This is a genomic window from Prosthecobacter gellanilyticus, from assembly GCF_007992435.1.
GTDB classification, from domain to species: Bacteria; Verrucomicrobiota; Verrucomicrobiia; order Verrucomicrobiales; family Verrucomicrobiaceae; genus Prosthecobacter; species Prosthecobacter gellanilyticus.
In genome coordinates, this window is record NZ_BKAG01000014.1 from 65,011 (window position 1) to 83,408 (window position 18,398).

Consider the following 18,398-nt stretch of genomic DNA (forward strand, 5'->3'; position numbering starts at 1 on the left):
TACCAACCGACCGGAATATTGTCCTAACGCAAGCTCACTGTATGGCACTCAGACCCAACGCGCATTCCTTGATTCGATGGAGCATCTCTCTGACCTCGCTGGGCCTGCTGGCCTGGATGTGCTGGGATCACGAAAAGAAGAGCGTCGATGAAGCAACTGCCGTGCCCCAGATGTCCGCCCAGAAGCTGGCGAAGATCACCTCGGCCCAAAAACTGGACCGGGCCAGACCGGAGGCCCAGAAGCATGCTTTGGAGGACTTCCTGGCCGGACAGCCTTTTGTGCTGGTGGCAGACGGCAAGGCCCAGCGCTTCACCGTGTCATTGTCCGAGGTGGTGGTGAGCGAGGGGCCTAACGACAAACGTTTCCGCAAGCTTTCTCCGCAGCCTGATGCACGGCGCCTCATGGAGGCAGCACGCAAGGAAGGTGGGGACAAGACCAAGCTTGTCCTCTATCCCCAGGGCCGCGAGGGCGATCCCAAGGCGCGCCATTATCTAGGTCAGCGCATCCAGGTGCGGACTCAAGACCGCACGGCCACACTGGCCCTGGTCCAGCAATTGGGATTGCGGCTGGTGGACGAGCCTGACTATGCTCCGGGCAGTTTGATCGTGGAAACGGTGAGCGGGGGACCTGAGACGGTCTTTCGTGCGCTGGCGGCGCTGGCAGAGTCTCCTGGCACCGTTTCAGCAGGGCCTCTTCTGGGGCGCCATCATCAGAAGTATGCAGCGCCGAATGACCCCCTCTACTCCCAGCAGTGGTGGCTGAAGAACACCGGCCTGAGCGGCGGCAAGATCGGCACGGACATGCATGCGGAGAATGTATGGAGCACTTACAAAGGGAACGGCGTGCGCATCGGCATTGTGGATGACGGGCTGGACCTGCTGCATCCGGACCTGTCTCCGAATGTGGACAGCGGGAACAACCACTACGACTGGAATGACGAGCCCCACGACACAAATCCGCAGCCGAATCCGACCCTCGACGCGAGCATGGATGACTCTCACGGCACAGCCGTGGGCGGTGTGGCAGGCGCACGGGGAAACAACAACCTGGGCGTGTCCGGTGTGGCTCCTGAGGTCACCCTGGTAGGCTTCCGGTTGATCTCCGCCCAGGACCCTGACGGCACGGATGACAGCGAGGATGCTGAGGCGATGTCACGCGGCAACAACATCATCGACATCAAGAACAACAGCTGGGGCTCCGGAGCACCCGCCTGGGTCACCACGCCCGCAGGCCCGCTGCTGGAAGCAGCCCGCCAGACCGGGACCACCACAGGACGCGGAGGCAAGGGCACCGTCTATGTCTGGGCTGCCGGCAATGGCCGTCTCGACGGCGAGCAGGGCCAGAAAGATGGATCCACCAACTCCATGTTTGTCACGACGGTCTCCGGCATCGACAACAAGGGCAATCTTTCCTCCTACAGCGAGGGCGGTTCCCATGTCGTGGTGGCGGCACCCACCAGCGGTGGATCGGGAACACTGCGGGTCTGCACCACCGACCTGACGGGGAACAATGGCTACAACCGCACTGGCAACGGTGGCGAGCCGGCCAACATGGACTACACGGGCAGCTTCGGCGGCACCTCCTCCGCGACACCTGCGGTTTCCGGCGCTGTGGCCCTGATGCTGGAGGCGAATCCAAATCTGACGTGGCGGGATGTGAAGGAAATCCTGCTCCGCAGTTCGGTGCAGGTTCCCTCCTTTCTGTCTCCGACTGCAGGAGGCTGGGTCAGCCGCCATGGCGGAGATCCTTCCCTGCCCCCGATCAAGCACCATGAACAGTTCGGCGGAGGTCTGATCGACACGCAGGCCGCCGTGGCCATGGCGGAGACCTGGGTGAACGTGGGCCCCATGGTCAGCACTTCCCGCACGTCTTTTGCATCGCGGGTCATTCCTGACAATAACACCACAGGCGTCAGCATCCCCATCGACTTTAGTTCCCTGGGCCTCATGCGAGTGGAGCATGCCACCCTTGAGTTGGATGTCTCGCACAGCTACCGTGGTGATCTGGAGATCACCCTGCAGTCCCCTTCCGGCGTCGTCAGCACCCTGGCCACCCGGGAGTTCGAGGACGATGGCAATGACTATGACTACTGGTTGTTCAACAGTGTGCGCCATTGGGGTGAAGCTGGCACGGGGATCTGGACTCTGACCATCAAGGACCTTGATCCAGGCATCACCGGCATCTTCCTCTCCGCCACCCTGAACCTGCACGGGACGAACGAAAACCCGGCGCCGCAAATCACCGCGCACTCTCCAGGCCCCTTCCTGCTGAGGGCGGGAGATCCTCTCTCCATGACGGCGGATGGTACTGGCGGTGGCAAGCTGGCCTTCATCTGGTCACGCAATGGCGGCAATATCAACGGCATCGGCAACACCAAGACGCTGGACATTCCTGCCATCGTCACCGGCCAGGGTGGCAATTACCGGGTGACCGTTTACAATGGAGCGGGAAACCAGGCTTCCCCTGACATCCCCGTGGGAGTCATCGGTTCCCAGCCGCCCACAGCAGCGTTCAAACAAGGCACCACGCTCGCCATCACCGCCAATACAACCGGTCCTGCTCTGACCTATCAATGGCAGCGTAATGGCACCCCTCTGACCAACGGGCCGAGCCTGGGCGGGGGAGTGATCAGCGGTGCTACGGCTACCACGCTGAACATCTCCAACCTTCAGATCGTCGACGCCGGCGCTTACTCCTGTGTGGTGGGCATGACCGGCACTGCCCAGACCTTTGAGACCAACTCAACGGCGGTGAGTGTGGTTTTGAAGCCCGAGGTCGTCACACCCACTTTTGGCAATACCGTCAAGGGCACGGGAGTGAACATCCAGCTCGGTGCCAGTGGCAGCCCAACCGGTTATGTGGTCACCGGGCTGCCTCCGGGAGTGATTCTCAACAAGACCACCGGCACCCTTACCGGCCGCGCCACGAAACCCGGCAGCTACTCCCTCACGATCGCCGCCACGAACAGCGCCGGCACGGGACCTGCCATTACCTACGGTTGGACAGTGGAAGAGTTCCCGACGGCCGCCGTGGGCACATGGCAGGGCATCACTGAAAGGAACATGGACTTGAACCAGCAGCTGGGCGGCAAGGTCAAGATCGTCGTCACCAGCACGGGCTCGTATTCGGGCACCCTCACGTATGGCACGAAGACGAAGGCGTGCTCAGGGTATATCAATGCCCTGCCGGGCAGCGTGAATCCCACCACGGAGTTTTCGATCTCGCAGGGAGCTGGTGTCGTTCCGATGACGGGATCCTTCACCCTGAGCCTAACCAACAAGACGTTCACGGGAACCTTCAATGACGGGCGCCAGGTGTCCATCACGAACTTCAACGGTGTGCTGGGCGCCTGGAGCGCCAAGGTGAAGCCGGTGAATGCTGTCACGCTGTACAACTGCGCTTTGGAACTGCCCGGAAGCTTCGTGGGTGATGCAGCGGTCCCCCAAGGCACCAGCTATGCTGTGCTGAGCCTGTCCACAGCCGGCGTGGTGACCTGGAGCGGGAAGCTGGCGGACGGCACCGGCATCACGGGAAGCTCGCCGCTCGGTTCCGACGGCCAGACGTGCTACCATGCGCTGCTCTACGCCAACGCCGGCAGCGCGCAGGGCTGGGCAACGATCAACATCGCCAACACGCAGGTGACGGGCGAGGTGGACTGGTACAAGGGCTTCAAGTCCGCCAGTACCACGCGCAGCTACAGGGCTGGCATCCCCCTGCACACGCTGAACGTCCGCGGCGCACGATACTCGAAGCCAGCGACGGGTGTGATGGTGCTCGGCCTGACGCCACCGGTCTCCACCACCTCCACGACGCCGAACGCGCGGCTAATTTTCAGCAGCGCCCCGCTGAGTGCGGCGCTGGAACAGCTCTTCCAAGTCACCTCCGTCAATGCCGTGAAGATGCCCACCAAGGTGGCTGACAATCCCAAGGCGGTGAAGCTCACGCTGGCGGCTGCCACGGGCCTCATCAGCGGTGGCTTCACCCTCAAGGACAATGACCCTCTGGATGCGACTCCGCCCATCGCGGTGATCAGCCGCGCTGCGACCTTCAATGGCGTGCTGGTGACGCATCCGGACATCAACAAGGGTGTGGGCTTCTTCAACCTGGCCGAGCTGGCTGACGAGGTGGGCGAGAAGAACACCACGACCAAGATCATTTCCGGCAAGGTGGAGCTCACCGCTCCGGTGCCAGCGCCCTAACACAAGGTTTGCAAACCTTGTTTGGACAAGATATAGCTTCCTTCCGACTGCTAACTTGTTCCAAGGCGACAGCAGGTAACTGCTATCGCCCATTTCAGAACACCAATCGCCTCGTATTTAAGGTCTCATGGTACCTTCAGCCGATCCCAACAGACCACCACTGAATACTCTTCCCTCAAGGTAAAGATTACTCGGGTTGCTCACACGTATTCTCCATGTTTTCGAATACGAATCAAACTCGGGCATCATTGATGCTGGAGAAGTACCTGGCCAAAACTCCGCCCCAGGACATACAACTCTGGATACGGAGGGTGCTGATCCATACCGCTGCCAGGATAGAATTGTTTCAAGCGAATTCGGTGCAGCTGGAGCTGTCCAATATTCCAGAACCGGCCTAGTCAACTCAAGAACAGCCGAACCGAAAGCGGACCCATCAGGATTATAAGAAACGTTCACCGGAGGGTAAGTCGTAGTACTACCAGGTGAAATGGCTACCTTTGTGAACAGACCACCAACATGAAGCCGTCCGTAGTGATCGATAGCGAGCGACATAACATTGTCGTTAAACGATGTCTTGAATGTGTCATCCACCTTACCAAGGTTGTAATCAGAAATTTTAACGATGTTGTTTTTATTAAAAGTTCCTGAATTACTCAACCCATAACTGAGAACTTTTGTGAAAGCCCCCCCAAAGAAAACTCTTCCATCAGCCTGGATGGCTGCACAGTAAACGGCGCCTCGTTGAGTGCCCTGAAGAAACGATAGGCGGAAGGGTTTGAGATTGAGAACCACGGGACCACCTGAACCATCCTGGCTTACCACTGCGACTGATTCCCTGAGATTTGATCCTGAAAAGGAAGTGAATTCTCCACAGATAAGCACATCACCAGACTCATTACACTGAAGGATATCAACCCTTCCATCTGGAAACATATTTACTCCTAAGCCGCTCACACCATTCGTGCCATTCGTGGTATCCAGACTTCCATCGTAGTTAAGTCTGGCGAGATATGGCCTCGATTGGCCGTTAACGGTAGTGAACGTACCTCCGATTAACATATCTCCATCTCTGAGAAACTCGACGCATCTCACATATCCGTTTACTGTTGGAGGGGTGAATTCAGGGTCAGGTACAAAGGAATATGAACCACCGACACCTTCAGTGACGACTGGCATGATACTTTGATAAGTGTTTCCATTCAGAGTCGCGGTAAATCCGCCCACAAAGACAGTGCGCTTTTTATAGGTGTTGGAGGGCGTAACCAGCTTTACGTGTTCCCGAATACATGTTGCCCCAGCTGAAGAGAATTGCAGTTCAGGGAACGGAAGTGCGGCTCCGTATGATAACGCAGAGTCTGAAGTGCCGTTGGCAATCGTTAAACCATTACGGAAATTAGAAAAATCTCCCACCATACCGGTACCGTCGAGTCCAGGCCCTTGGCCACAACCCATTAGTATAAACCCCTCTTGGGCGACACACATGCTCATAGGGGCAGAGTACACGTAAGCTGGCCTGGGTAGCGTGCCGTGAGGAGTAGTCGGCCAAATTGCAGACGTCGTTAGCCATGTAGGCGAATTATCAGCAAAGCTGTTGTAGTAAGTTGACCATTGCGGATCCATCGTCTGGATGGTCGTGAAGCTTCCATACATCATTCTTTGATTGGAGGCTGGAGCAATCATCGTCGGAAATTTAGCCCGATGCAGAAGCGGATAGGTGCCACCATACTGCTGATGGTAAACACTCCATGCCACATTGTAGTCTGACACAAAAAGGGGCTTACCAGCTGGCCTTGGCTTCACTGCAATACCAAATGTGTAGGACGCCTCTGGAGATGCGGGGCTGGATGCGCCTCCATTTGAGTCGGTGTTGCCAATCGTGACAGTCGTTGTCACGTTAGTCGTCGCGGGATTAGCTAGGTGACTTGCAAGCGGGTTGCCCCGAAGAACAATTTTCTCTGTCTGCAACGGCTGGATAATGACAGGCAGAGGCGTCACGCAATTAAAGTTGGCACCGTTTGTGCCACTGAATAATATCGATGATAACGTGAGGGGTCCGTGAGGACCAGGTGACGTACCAGCCAAAATGTCGTTCTTTACGCTGATCTCAAACTCGGCGTAGTCATCATACACAACATATTGATTTGTTCCAAGGGCGTCCGTTGGAGTCGTCGTGCCATCTGCCAAATTGAGTCCATTTGAGGTGACCGAAATCTCACTTTGAGATCCTACGAAAGTAATCGGAAAGCTATAAATGATCGCGTTGCTCGAGTCATGCATACGAAACTCAAAAGACTGAGCGCCGTAGACTGAGGGATCAATAATGATCTGAAATTGAAGACCGCCACCATTTGGATAAAGAGTCGCGGGGGAGCTCGACACTAGGCTTACGCCTGGAGCACTAGTGATGGTCGCTTTACAACCAAGAACTGCGGAGGCTGTGTCATTTTTAATTACATAGTATACATTATCCACGTCGCCGTTGCGGTCCACATGGCCAAGGTTTGTCCGATTGTCGCGGAGCGCTGGTCGGCCAGACTCGATCAGTTCATAGGCCACATCTGTCGATGACGGCGCGGAGCCATCATATTTTCTCTTGTAACTATGCATCCAAACCCCATTGAATGAGGTTGCAGGATCGTGACTCCTCACAAGGTCAAAGCGAAAGTTGGGCTGAGTGACGGAGTTGGTCTCAAACTGGATCCAGTGGTCTCCCGCCAAAGATGCGGAGGCCTTCAACTTAATGCTGAAATAGTAGCCGCCGTTGAGATCTGAGGTCAGTCCTTCGGAGAGATAAAACATTTGTTTCTCATAACCTGAAAGTTGAACCTTCAATTCGAAGAAACCTACATTTAACGGAGTCGCTCCTCCGGCCGTTTTCTTGATTTGGTATCTTCTTTCTAGTGAGAATGGGGTTTTTACATTGCCAAAATCAGCGGTACCAAGGTTGAAAATTTGCGCCCCCCCTAATTCGACAACCTCAAACGTCACGCTCTGCGCTCGCAGCGAGGTAGTTAATAACAGTATCCAGGGAACCAGTAGAGTAAATAGTACGTTTTTCATGGGGGGGCGGGGCCGTAGTCCCGTTGCGCCACTTGTCAAGCGGCCATCAAAGGCTTGCTATGGCTTAAGTCGGCGACTCCGCAAAACATGACGACAGGAAAGTCATTTGTTAAGCGTTCACGCCTAACAGAGGTGTCAAAAAAACGTGGGCTTCTTCAACCTCGCGGAGCTGGCGGATCCGCTGGTGGTGGGTGAGAAGAACATCACAACGAAGATTCTTTCCGGCAAGGTGGAGCTCACGGTCCCGGCGTCAACGCCTTGAGTCCAGAAGGACGATATCTTCAGGGGGGAGACGGCTATACAACGGTCAAGCACCCAGCTTCGACCATTCGAGAAGTAGTGTCCAAACTACCGGAGGAAGTGCTGGATGTAGCATCTTGCAAAACACCTTTCCGAAAAGCACCGGCGGGGAGGTGCCATTGGCGGCGTCAGGCGCTTGCCTGTTATTTTCAAATAGCAGGCGGCTCACTTTCCTTGCCACTGGCACCTCCGCTCTCAGCGCTTCCTGTTTCGAAATCTGTTTTGCAAGACGCTCTAAAAGCCCGTGAAGAAAAGAGCCTCTTGAAGCATGAAAAACCCTCCGGCGTTGCTGCCGGAGGGTTGGAAGTCTTTGCCGACAGAAGGATGTTACTTGACCTTCACGGGGGCAGACTGGTTGTCATAAATGGCAAGCGCAGGGAAAGGGGCAGTAATGCTTTTTGGAACATAAGACGGAAGCCCAGGGATAGCGCCAAGGTTATAGGTGGCAGACAAGTGCTGAACGTAGAGGGCGAAAATTCCGCTGGCCTGCCCCGTGCTAGTATTGAGGTAGACGACCACTGTGAGGGTGTTCTTGTAGTTCGTTTTTGTGGCATCAGTGAACAGCAAGGACACCGGGCGGGAGTCACCTGCGAGAGGCACTTTCCGGCCATTGATCGTGAGGGTGGTGAGGTCGGGGGAAATGGTGAAAGGCACTTTCGTGTCGTTGACCGGCAATCCGCTCATCTTGCCGTTAACCTTGATACCCAAAGCCTCTGAAGGGAGTTTACTCAAGTCGAACTCCTCAATCCGATGAAACGGATTTACCTCATAGGTGCCCGCGGTGCCGGACGAGATGAGTCCTGGAGGAGGAGTTCCTGTGCCCAGTGGCGTCAGGACATCTGGGATAGTGATGTCGCCAGCGAGGGTGGTCTGAGTCTTGGCATCCACCGGAGGGAGAATGAAATTACCAGCGGCAAGGGGCACCCCGGCCTCGGCCGTATTGAGGAGAACGCCCTGGAAGGCGACCTTGCGCTTCACGATCTTGAGCGGGAGCTGCTGGAACCCTACGCCGATTGGCTCTGCGCTCGGACCATCTGGATCAAAGATGTCCGTCAGCGTGAAGGTGCCGCTGAAGACACCCGTCGCAGGATCGACTTTGCCGGTCCAGATTTTGGCCCATTCAGCCACCGAAGAGGGGGCGGAATTATCACCAAAGACAGGGACGAGAGCATTCTTGGCATCGATCGTGAGCTTAAGGGGAAGCGTGCCGAGATATTGGTCGAGATCGAGACCAGCACCGCTCACATCAAAACCGAACTGGAAGTTACCACCGACTGTCATGACGCCAAGCAATTGGGCAAGGGTCTGACCTTTGCCTGGAAGCACCCAGGGCTCCATAGTCAGCAGCAGGGGAAGCGGGCCGAAGCCAGCGCGATAAGACGGGTCCTTGGGGCGGTTTCCAGGCTTGGCATACCAGAAATCAGCCGCAGGCGCAGTGGCGGTGACCACATGGAATCCATCACTACCATTGGAGACGAGGCTGATCTTGCCGGCGAAATAGCTGCCCGGCACTCTCAAGGCATTCAGGTACAGGCGGTAGCCACGATTGGCATCTGGCAGAAGGGAGGCGGTGAGGGCGGTGCCATCCGAAAGCTTGCCCGCAAGCTTCAGCACGCCAGCGGCGTCCACGGTGCCTGCAGCGTAACCGGAGCCGGAAGGCCCGACGGCCACATTTCCAGAAGGTGTGAAAGCAAGGGTGTATTTACCCGGCAACTTGTCTGTGGCGGTCTTGGCACGGGGAGTCAGCTTCGCGCCCGTCGTAGCGACGCGATTGGTCGCGCCTGTCAGGGTGAGGGTGGATTCCAGGGCCTGTCCCAGGTTTTTGATCGCCAGAGACAGTCCAAAGGCGGGCAGAGTAGCACCGCGGCTGATATTGATCACGGCTGGAGAGGTCGTAGCGAGATCCGATCCCGCGTCATAACCAAATGTGGCCAAAAACGGATATACCTTGCTGTCATCGATTGTCAGCTTGCCAGTAGCCTTGCCGGTGCTGGTTGTAGTGAGGGTGATAAAGCCAGCCGGTGTGCCAGTGGCCTCATCCCCAGTGAAGAGGAGGGCTTCATAGCTACCGACGTGGGAGGCAGGGAGGACCGGAGCCACCGCTGCAAATGCAGAGGTAGAGGCCACCAGGAGAACGACTAGGTGTTTTAACAGGTTCTTCATGTAAGAGGTGTATTGGGAGCGCTGGTAGATGCACCAAAACGACTGATCTTCAAGCTTCCTTGCCTGTCAGTTGTGTTTCTCCATTCGACACCGCCGTATCGCTTGCTCTAAATTCAGCGATCCCCCCATTTGACCGCCCCATGTCCACCTCCTCCATTTTTGAGCTCTTTTCTCTTCAAGGCCAGACCGCAGTTGTGATCGGCGGCACGGGCGAACTCTGCGGCGCCATCGCGGAAGGCTTTGCGTCCGCAGGTGCGGAGGTGGTGCTGGTGGGCCGCGATCCGGCGAAGGCGGAGAAGCGCCTGGAGGCCATCCATGCCGCCGGTGGTGAAGGCTACTTCGTGAGCGCTGATGCTGGCCGCAAGGCGGACCTGCAACTGCTGCTGGATCAGGTGCAGGAGCGCTCCGGCGGCTGCCACATCCTTGTCAATGGAGCTGGAGTGAACTCCCCTACCCCGTTCCTCGACATCCCTGAGGAAGAGTTTGACCGCATCATGAACATCAACACGAAGGGTGTGTTCCTGGCCTGCCAGGTGTTTGGCAAATACTTCGTGGAGAACAAGATCCCGGCGTCCATCATCAACCTGGGCTCGATGTCCGGCCTGATCCCGCTGAGCCGTGTGTTCACCTACAGCATGTCCAAGGGCGCGGTGCACAACCTGAGCAAGAATCTGGCGCGCGAGTGGGCCCCTAACAACATCCGTGTCAACACGCTGGTCCCCGGCTTCTTCCCGGCGGAGCAGAACAAGAAGGTGCTGGTGCCTGAGCGCGTGGCGAAAATCATGGGCCACACACCGATGGGCCGCTTCGGCGAGTCCCGCGAGCTCGTGGGTGCGGCGCTGCTGCTGGCCTCCAACGCAGCCTCCTCCTTCATCACCGGTCATGAGATGGTGGTGGATGGTGGTTATGCCTCCATGACGATCTGATCTGATTTTAGCCGCCCCAACGGTTAACCAACATTGAAGAATGTAGAAAGATGAGGGTAGAAATATTTCAGCCACTCTTTCCAACCCATTTTTCTACATCAACTCTGAACTGAGAACCGAGAACCGTGAACTCGCCCTCCTGGACACCTCCGAACACTGTGAACCTCGTTGATCTGGGGTTCATGGACTCACGCAGCAAGCTCATCGACCTGGCTGCCTTCCTGGACCGTGTGCAGAAGGCTGGGCAGGAGGGTGACTTCCGCGTGCAGGCTCTGAAGAACGCGATCAAGCTGCTTTCGCAAGACCAGCCGACGCGCGCCAAGGAGGTGCTGCTGAGCTTCAGTGATCCGAGCAGCGAGCCGATTGAGAAGGCGACGATGCAGGGGGCGATCGGCGCTTTTAAGGGATAGCCGAGGGAGCCGTTCACGGTGGTTGACGATGGTTTACAGTTGTTGACCGTTGTTTCCCAAACCACCAGACGGCCTAACCAACAAATCTCATCTTCTTCATCGGCCTGGTCAAACTACCGTCAACGATCGTAAACAACCGTCAACCACTGTAAACTTCCCCGCTGCCATGCCTTACATCGAACCTCACGGCCACATGGTCAGCCGGACCACCGACGACTACGAGCGCATGGCGCTGGCGGGCTGCCAGGTGATCTGCGAACCGGCGTTCTGGGCCGGGTTTGACCGGGCATCCGCCCATGGCTTCTACGACTACTTCCGCCAGATCACGGAGTATGAGCCGAAGCGCGCGGCGAGGTTTGGCATCCAGCATTTCTGCTGGCTGTGCATCAATCCGAAGGAAGCCGAGGACACGAAGCTGGCGGACGAGGTGATCGCTCTAATCCCGCAGTTTTTACATCTCCCGAATGTGCTCGGCATTGGCGAGATCGGGCTGAACAAGAACAGCCGCAATGAGTTGCGCATCTTTGAGCAGCATGTGCAACTGGCTCAGGATCACAATCAGCTGGTGCTGATCCACACACCGCATCTGGAAGACAAGCTGAAGGGCACCAAGCTCATCGTGCAGGCGCTGAAGAACTTCCCGAAGATCACGCCGGATCGTGTGATCATTGATCATGTGGAAGAGCACACGATCGATCATGTGCTGGACCAAGGTTTCTGGGCGGGCATCACGCTTTATCCGGAGAGCAAATGCACACCACATCGGGCGATCGACATGCTGGAGCATCGCCGTGCGGAGCGGATCTGGATGAACAGCGCGTGTGACTGGGGTGTGAGTGATCCACTGGCCGTGCCGAAGACTATGCAGGCCATGCGCCAGCGCGGCTGGTCGCCAGAGATGATCCAGCAGGTGGCGTGGGAAAATCCGCGCACTTTCATGGCACAAGGCGGGAAGTTTTCGCTGTGAGGCGGCGTTGATGCTGGCGGTCTGGGAATGCCTCCCGACACGCCAACATCACGCATGAAACTCGTCTTATCCCTCTGCCTGCTCACCAGCATCGCCTTTGCGGCGGAAACCCCGGCTCAGAAGAAGCCCGCGGAAGCCGCCAAGAAGCCTGCGGCTGCCCCCAAAAAGGTCTATCCAAAGAACCCGACGCCGACGGCGGCCAATGTGAAATATGGCCCGCATGAGCGGAATGTCTTCGACTTCTGGCAGGCGAAGTCTGACAAGCCCACGCCGCTGCTTTTCTACATCCACGGCGGTGGCTGGATGGCGGGTGACAAGGCAGGTATCTCGGTGGAGCCGTATTTGAAGGAGGGCATCTCCGTGGTGTCCATCAACTACCGCTACATTTCCCAGGCGCAGGAAGTGGTGCCCCCGGTGAAGGCGCCGCTGCATGATGCGGCACGCGCGCTGCAGTTGGTACGCAGCAAGGCGGGTGAGTGGAACATCGACAAGGCACGCATCGGCGCGAGCGGTGGCTCCGCAGGCGCCTGCTCCAGCCTCTGGCTGGCCTTTCATCCGGACCTGGCGGATGCGAAGAGCGAAGATCCGATCGCCCGTGAGTCCACACGCCTCTGGTGCGCGGCGGTGAACGGTGCGCAGACGACGCTGGACCCACAGCAGATGAAGGAGTGGACCCCTAACAGCAAGTATGGTGGTCATGCCTTCCTGACGAAGGCTGAGGGCAATGACTTCGCGGCCTTCCTGAAGGCTCGTGAGAAGATCCTTCCATGGATCGCAGAGTATTCACCCTATGCGCTGGTGACGTCGGATGATCCGCCGATCTACATGAACTACGGTCCGCCGCCTGCCCTGGGCCAGGAGCAGAAGGACCCGACGCACACCGCGAACTTCGGCGTGAAGCTGCAGGAACACTGCAAGGCGAATGGCGTGGCTTGTGACCTCTACTACAGCGGTGTCACGGGTGTGCCGGCGAGCTCCACGGAGTATCTCATCAAGAAGCTCAAGGAAGTGAAGTGAGCTGAGGGAGGGAACTCCTGGAATGATGGAGTTTTGGAGTGATGAAAAACAGAATGGCGGGCATACGTGCCCGCCATTTTTTTGTGCCTAGATTTGTGGATTAACCAAGAGTTTTGAACCGCTAATGAGACGCTGATATGACGCTAATACTCAGAGGGGTTTTCTCTTCTTTATTAGCGTTTCATTAACGTCTAATTAGCGGTTGGAAAATTCTGGGCTCGCAGATTATTCTTCGAGGAGGCCTTTGGCGATGATGCGGTCGACGGGGTTGAAGTCGTCGGTGAAGACGGAGCCGTTCAGGGGGAGCTGGTTGGAGGCGAGGTAGCTTCGGGTGACGCGGTTCTGCCAGGTGCCGTTGGCGTAGAAGCGGTCGGTGAGCAGCGGCTTCCAGTCCTGGCGGGAGGCGAGGATGATGATGTTCTGGGACATGGTAGGCGCGCCGTGCACGGCGAAGGCTTCGACATGAGGGAAGACGGTGCGCAGCGTGGCCAGGAGGCCGGAGAGGAGCTCGGCGCGCTCACCTTTCGCAGCGGAGATGGCGTTCATGACGAAGGTGCCTTCGGGGGTGAGATGATCAGCAATGAGCTGGAAGAACTCCTTGGTGACGAGATGCGATGGGATGGAGCGCACGCCGGCGTAGGCATCGCCAAAAATGAGATCCCACTTTTGGTTCGTCTGTTCATTGAGGAAGCGGCGGGCATCGCCGGCATGAGCATTCACGCGGGGATGGTCAGCGAGCTTGAAGAACTTTTTTCCGACTTCGATGACCTCGGGATCGATCTCGGCGACGTCGACCTTGGCTTCAGGGAACTCGCGGGAGAGGGCCTCGGGCATGCCGAAGGCTCCGGCGCCGATGAAGAGGGCGCTGTCGATCTTCGGCTGGTCTTTCAGCAACGGCAGACGCCAGTAGTGCTGGTAGTCCATGACCAGGGAGCCATCATCCGGGTTCATGGCACCTTCCGGGGTGGAGTCGAGACGAAGCAGGCGCTGCTTGTGCGGGCTAACGCCGGTCTCGGAGATTTCGATGCGGTGATAGAAGGACTCCTTCACGAAGAGCACGTCCTTGCCAGGCTGCTCATTCGCCTGAGAAGAGAAGCCCGCGATGATGGGAGCAAGTACAGCGAGGATGCCGGCCTTCTTGGTGCTCTTGTTCAGGAAGAAGGCGACGAGGGCCAGGATCACCAGCAGCACGCCGCAGCCGAGGAAGATGCTGCGCACGCCGAAGTGGGAGAGCAGGACAAAGCCGGAGAGGAAGGTGCCCACAAAGCTGCCCAAGGAACCGAGCATGGAGATGGTGCCTGCGGCAGCGCCGACATGCGTGTCTTTCTGCGTGAGACTATAGAGTCTGACGGCGGCAGGAGAAACCGCGCCGAGCAACGCGCCAGGGATGGCGAAGAGGAAGAGCGAGAGCATGACGGAACCGCCGATCATGCCACTGGAGGAGAAGCTCTGACCAAAGCCGAGATGCAGCGGCGGAATGAGGAAGGTCAGCAGCGCTGAACCGCCTAACAAAAAGCCCAACAACCCAAGATGCGCGTGTTTGTCCACCAACCGACCACCGAGGAAACCACCGGCGCTGAAGGCGATGAGGATGACGCCGATAAGGGCGGTCCAGGTGTAGACGCTATTCCCAAAGATGGGGGCGAGCAGGCGGAAGGCACAGATCTCAATGACCATCATGGCGGCTCCGGCGAGGAAGCAGGCGGCTCCGAGATACAGGCGGGTGGGTAGCGGAGAGGGAGTGGGGGCAGGGCGGGACATGGGGACAGAAAAAGTTCTCGGTTCGCGGTTCTCAGTTCACGGTTTTCCAAGCAGTGGTTTGTTCCTCGTTCTTGGTTCCTGGTTCTTCGTTTCCAGGGGAGGGCTTGGACGGAAGGATCAGTCGTTGTAGAAGATCAGAGCGCCGATCTTCCAGCCTTCGGAGGTCTTGATGAGCGTGAAGAAATCTGTGCCGGTGACGGTGCTGCGGCCCTTGGTGAGCTTCCAGCGGACCTCGGCCTGAGCCACGCGGCCATCACCGGAGATCTTCATGCCGGTGGGGACCTCGGTCATGGGCTCAGGGGAGCGCTCGTGACCGATCTTTTGACCGTGGAGGAAATCTGTGAGGCCCTGGCTGGAGGCGCTGCCGCCGCTTTCCACGAAGGTAACGCGGGCGGTGGGGTGGAAGCAGGAGCCGTAGCCGTCCATGTCCTTCGCGGACCAGGTGGAGAAGTATCGGTTCAGGAAGGCCTCAACGCCTGCCTGCTCCTGATGAGCAGCCTGGGTGCAGGAGGCGATGATGAGAGTGAATGCGCAGAGCAGCCCCTGGATGACATGCCTGGCCTTGAGTTTTGCGCTTCGGGTTTTGTGTCTCATTCGATCGGATTTCGGGTTTCGTTATTCCGCGCAGAGCGCCCGTCACGTCACTCACTCTTGCTCGATCTTTTCCTCGGGCACCCCCATGAGGACGAGCAGGCGGTTCAGATCTTCGACGCCGTAGTAGTCGATCTCGATGCTGCCCTTCTTCTCGTTGTGCTTGATGGCGACGTTCGTGGAGAGGTGCTGGAGCATGCGCTGCTCGCAGGTTTCGATGGCGCGGAGGACATCGGCGTCATCGAACTTGGGCTTCGGGGCCGGAGGATTGATGATGTTATGCGCGAGCTTCTCGGTGGCGCGGACGGTGAGGCTCTTTTTCAGCACCTCGTCCGCGGCTTTGATCTGCTGCTCCTTCTCCTTCAGCATCAGGAGCACCTTCGCATGACCGGCGGTGATCTTGCCCTGGGAGACGAGGTCCTGCACGGACTCGGCCAGATCCAGAAGACGGATGGCATTTGCCACGGTGGCGCGGTTTTTACCGACGCGCTTGGCGATGTCTTCCTGCTTCATCTGGAAGTCGTTCGCCAGACGATCATAGGCACGCGCCTCTTCAATGGGGTTCAGGTCTTCGCGCTGAAGGTTTTCAATCAGCGCCATTTCCAGCACATCACGATCACTGGCCTGACGGACGATGACGGGGACCTCTTTAAGACCCAGTTCACGGGAGGCGCGGAAGCGGCGCTCACCGGCGATGAGCTCCAGCTTGCCATTCACGGGGCGGACGATGAGCGGCTGGATGATGCCGTGCTCGCGGATGGACTCCATGAGTTCCGTGAGCTGCTCGGCCACGAATTCTTTACGAGGCTGCAGAGGGCTGGGCACCACCTGGTCCAGTCCGACCTTCTGCACGGTGTCTCCGGGAGCAGGCTGGCTGAGAGCAGGAATACGAGGCAATGATGATGCGCCCGCTGGTGAAGCGGTGATCAGGGCGCCGAGTCCTTTGCCGAGTGCGGGTTTTGCCATAGGAGGGCGAGGGTATAGTGAGGGCGGCAGCCGGTGCAAGGGCGCAATCCCGTTTGTCACATTGTGTCAGTCCTTGCCATCCCCCCATTTGCCCCTACTCTCCGCCTCCCTTTTCCTGCCTCCCCTCAAAAAATGAGCTCACACGTCAAACTCTACATCCCAGGTCCCGTCGAAGTCAGCGCTGACACCTTCGCTGCCATGTCCCAGCCCATGATCGGGCACCGCGGCAAGGGATTCTCTGACATGTATGCGGAGATCCATCCGATGCTGCAGCAGCTCTTTGGCACCACGGGCCTGGTTTTCCTGAGCACCTCCTCCGCCTTCGGCATCATGGAAGGCTGCATCCGCAATCTGGTGGCAAAGAAAGTGCTGAACTGCTGCAACGGCGCCTTTTCCGACAAGTGGCATGATGTGTCCAAGCGCTGCGGCAAGCAGGCGGAAGCCTACACCGTGGACTGGGGCAAGCCAGTCATGGCCGATGAGATCGACAAGCGCCTGGCCACAGGTGAGTTCGATGCGGTGACTTTCATCCACAACGAAACCTCCACCGGCGTGCTCAGCCCGATCGCCGAGATCGCCGCGCTGAAGAAGAAGTATCCGGACGTGATGTTCATCACGGACAGCGTCTCCGGCTTCACCACGGTGCCGGTGAACTTTGATGAGCTGGGTCTGGACGTGCTGCTCACGGGCAGCCAGAAGGCTTTTGCGCTGCCTCCCGGCCTGGCGCTCTTCACCGCGTCTGAGGCTGCGATGGCCCGTGCGGCGACGATCAATGATCGCGGCTACTACTTCGACTTCCTGGAGTTCAAGGCGAACGGCGAGAAGAGCATGACCCCTTCCACGCCGTGCATCAGTCTGATCTACGGTCTGCGTCATCAGTTGAAGAAGATGATCGCTGAAGGCCTGGACAACCGCTATGCCCGCCACGCCAAGCTGAACGGCCTGGTGCACGACTGGGTGACGCGCAATGGCTTCGAGTTCTTCGCGCCTGAGGGTTATCGCTCCAAGTCCCTGACCTGTGTTTCGAACAACAAGGGCATCGACGTGGCGGCTCTCATCGGCTTGCTGAAGAAGAACCACGGCCTGATCATCGATGGCGGCTACGGCAAGCTGAAGGGCAAGACCTTCCGCATCAGCAACATGGGTGATGAGACCGAAGAGAGCATCAACGCGGTGATCGCAGCGCTGGATGACAGTCTGGCGAAGCTGGGCTGATCAGTCCGAAATAATATCTTGTTAGACATTTTTCAGCCTCGGTGATGATCTCGCCGGGGCTGAATTGTTTTTTGGCAAAGTCGTCATGCGCTTTAGCGCGTGATTGTTTTGGTAGGTCTTGGGGCGTGATGAGCAGGGTGGTGGGGCGGCTCCACGGTGCACGCTTAATCGAGGTGGGTGCGGGCTAAAGCCCTGCACTACTTTGGTCAATCGCCGGGGCTGACTTGTGTTTGGGTAACTCGTTCACGGAGCCCTGTTTTTTACCGCTCATTTGACGCTGATAGGACGCTCATACTCAGAAGGGTTTCCCTTCTTTATTCGCGTTTCATTAGCGTCTTATCAGCGGTTCAAGGCTCCTTGTTTCCCAGAGTTTTAACCGCAGATTACGCAGAGGGCACAGATGGTTTTGATTCTGAGCATCTGCGGCCATCTGTGTTATCTGCGGTTAGCTTTCTTCGTGATCGGTTTGCCAGCGAGTAGCAGGGAGACGTCGTCTTTGCGGGACCGGCTTTTGAGTTTGGACTCCTTGGCTGTTCGGCTGAGTTTTTTGAAGGCGAACTCGGCTTTCAGGGCGGCGGACACGCTGGCAGCGGGCCAGGATTTGAGCAGGATCAGCGGGCCGCGACCGCGGGTGTAGCGGGCGCCTTTGCCGCTGTGATGGAGCTTGAGGCGCTTTGTCAGGTCGTTGGTGATGCCGCAGTAGAGGGTGTCATCCGCACAACGCAGGACGTAGAGGACCCAAGGCTTGGGTTTGGGAGATGGGGTGGCGGGACTGGGCATGAAGGCGCGGCTGGCCGCGAGCGGCATGCCTGCCCTGCCATTG

At 57.8% G+C, this 18,398-nt stretch carries 12 protein-coding genes; 6 read left to right on the plus strand and 6 right to left on the minus strand.

Annotation, left to right across the window (positions count from 1 at the left end; translation table 11 throughout):
- Positions 1 to 41 precede the first annotated feature (41 nt).
- Positions 42 to 4,199, plus strand: a complete 4,158-nt coding sequence (locus BGE01nite_RS11665; RefSeq protein WP_146850639.1) for a S8 family serine peptidase — start codon at positions 42 to 44, stop codon at positions 4,197 to 4,199.
- A 117-nt stretch (positions 4,200 to 4,316) separates the two neighbouring features.
- On the opposite strand, the gene BGE01nite_RS11670 is transcribed toward BGE01nite_RS11665, so the two are convergent.
- Together BGE01nite_RS11670 and BGE01nite_RS11675 are read right to left on the minus strand one after the other, a co-directional pair.
- The gene (locus BGE01nite_RS11670; protein ID WP_146850640.1) at positions 4,317 to 7,259 is read right to left on the minus strand and encodes a delta-60 repeat domain-containing protein; all 2,943 of its coding nucleotides are present in this window, start codon (positions 7,257 to 7,259) and stop codon (positions 4,317 to 4,319) included.
- A gap of 627 nt (positions 7,260 to 7,886) precedes the next feature.
- On the minus strand, positions 7,887 to 9,722 hold the full coding sequence (locus tag BGE01nite_RS11675; RefSeq protein WP_146850641.1) for a hypothetical protein: 1,836 nt from the start codon (positions 9,720 to 9,722) through the stop codon (positions 7,887 to 7,889).
- A 140-nt stretch (positions 9,723 to 9,862) separates the two neighbouring features.
- Between BGE01nite_RS11675 and BGE01nite_RS11680 the strand changes: the two genes are divergently transcribed.
- The 4 genes from BGE01nite_RS11680 to BGE01nite_RS11695 all read left to right on the plus strand — a co-directional run bounded on the left by BGE01nite_RS11680 (position 9,863) and on the right by BGE01nite_RS11695 (position 13,042).
- Positions 9,863 to 10,648: an SDR family oxidoreductase gene (locus BGE01nite_RS11680; protein WP_146850642.1), complete on the plus strand. Its 786-nt coding sequence runs from the start codon at positions 9,863 to 9,865 to the stop codon at positions 10,646 to 10,648.
- A 125-nt stretch (positions 10,649 to 10,773) separates the two neighbouring features.
- Entirely contained in the window at positions 10,774 to 11,058 is a 285-nt protein-coding gene (locus BGE01nite_RS11685; RefSeq protein WP_246145709.1) for a hypothetical protein, read from the plus strand.
- A 166-nt stretch (positions 11,059 to 11,224) separates the two neighbouring features.
- On the plus strand, positions 11,225 to 12,025 hold the full coding sequence (locus tag BGE01nite_RS11690; RefSeq protein WP_146850643.1) for a TatD family hydrolase: 801 nt from the start codon (positions 11,225 to 11,227) through the stop codon (positions 12,023 to 12,025).
- Between the two features lie 54 nt (positions 12,026 to 12,079).
- On the plus strand, positions 12,080 to 13,042 hold the full coding sequence (locus BGE01nite_RS11695; RefSeq protein ID WP_146850644.1) for an alpha/beta hydrolase: 963 nt from the start codon (positions 12,080 to 12,082) through the stop codon (positions 13,040 to 13,042).
- Between the two features lie 225 nt (positions 13,043 to 13,267).
- On the opposite strand, the gene BGE01nite_RS11700 is transcribed toward BGE01nite_RS11695, so the two are convergent.
- The 3 genes from BGE01nite_RS11700 to BGE01nite_RS11710 form a co-directional block, all read right to left on the minus strand.
- The gene (locus BGE01nite_RS11700; protein ID WP_146850645.1) at positions 13,268 to 14,803 is read right to left on the minus strand and encodes a fused MFS/spermidine synthase; all 1,536 of its coding nucleotides are present in this window, start codon (positions 14,801 to 14,803) and stop codon (positions 13,268 to 13,270) included.
- Between the two features lie 117 nt (positions 14,804 to 14,920).
- The gene (locus BGE01nite_RS11705; RefSeq protein WP_146850646.1) at positions 14,921 to 15,397 is read right to left on the minus strand and encodes a nuclear transport factor 2 family protein; all 477 of its coding nucleotides are present in this window, start codon (positions 15,395 to 15,397) and stop codon (positions 14,921 to 14,923) included.
- A gap of 51 nt (positions 15,398 to 15,448) precedes the next feature.
- Positions 15,449 to 16,360: a ParB/RepB/Spo0J family partition protein gene (locus BGE01nite_RS11710; RefSeq protein ID WP_146850647.1), complete on the minus strand. Its 912-nt coding sequence runs from the start codon at positions 16,358 to 16,360 to the stop codon at positions 15,449 to 15,451.
- A gap of 132 nt (positions 16,361 to 16,492) precedes the next feature.
- Between BGE01nite_RS11710 and BGE01nite_RS11715 the strand changes: the two genes are divergently transcribed.
- Positions 16,493 to 17,575, plus strand: a complete 1,083-nt coding sequence (locus BGE01nite_RS11715) for a pyridoxal-phosphate-dependent aminotransferase family protein (protein WP_146850648.1) — start codon at positions 16,493 to 16,495, stop codon at positions 17,573 to 17,575.
- 435 nt (positions 17,576 to 18,010) lie between these two features.
- Here BGE01nite_RS11715 and BGE01nite_RS11720 read toward each other — a convergent pair whose 3' ends face one another.
- Positions 18,011 to 18,382, minus strand: coding sequence for a GIY-YIG nuclease family protein (locus BGE01nite_RS11720; RefSeq protein WP_218032968.1), 372 nt, complete (start codon positions 18,380 to 18,382; stop codon positions 18,011 to 18,013).
- Between the last annotated feature and the right edge of the window lie 16 nt (positions 18,383 to 18,398).

Bases quoted from the DNA above. Each gene is read 5' to 3' on its own strand.
- BGE01nite_RS11665 (WP_146850639.1), top strand. From the start codon at position 42: ATGGCACTCAGACCCAACGCGCATTCCTTGATTCGATGGAGCATCTCT.
- BGE01nite_RS11670 (WP_146850640.1), bottom strand. From the start codon at position 7,259: ATGAAAAACGTACTATTTACTCTACTGGTTCCCTGGATACTGTTATTA.
- BGE01nite_RS11675 (WP_146850641.1), bottom strand. From the start codon at position 9,722: ATGAAGAACCTGTTAAAACACCTAGTCGTTCTCCTGGTGGCCTCTACC.
- BGE01nite_RS11680 (WP_146850642.1), top strand. From the start codon at position 9,863: ATGTCCACCTCCTCCATTTTTGAGCTCTTTTCTCTTCAAGGCCAGACC.
- BGE01nite_RS11690 (WP_146850643.1), top strand. From the start codon at position 11,225: ATGCCTTACATCGAACCTCACGGCCACATGGTCAGCCGGACCACCGAC.
- BGE01nite_RS11695 (WP_146850644.1), top strand. From the start codon at position 12,080: ATGAAACTCGTCTTATCCCTCTGCCTGCTCACCAGCATCGCCTTTGCG.
- BGE01nite_RS11700 (WP_146850645.1), bottom strand. From the start codon at position 14,803: ATGTCCCGCCCTGCCCCCACTCCCTCTCCGCTACCCACCCGCCTGTAT.
- BGE01nite_RS11705 (WP_146850646.1), bottom strand. From the start codon at position 15,397: ATGAGACACAAAACCCGAAGCGCAAAACTCAAGGCCAGGCATGTCATC.
- BGE01nite_RS11710 (WP_146850647.1), bottom strand. From the start codon at position 16,360: ATGGCAAAACCCGCACTCGGCAAAGGACTCGGCGCCCTGATCACCGCT.
- BGE01nite_RS11715 (WP_146850648.1), top strand. From the start codon at position 16,493: ATGAGCTCACACGTCAAACTCTACATCCCAGGTCCCGTCGAAGTCAGC.
- BGE01nite_RS11720 (WP_218032968.1), bottom strand. From the start codon at position 18,382: ATGCCGCTCGCGGCCAGCCGCGCCTTCATGCCCAGTCCCGCCACCCCA.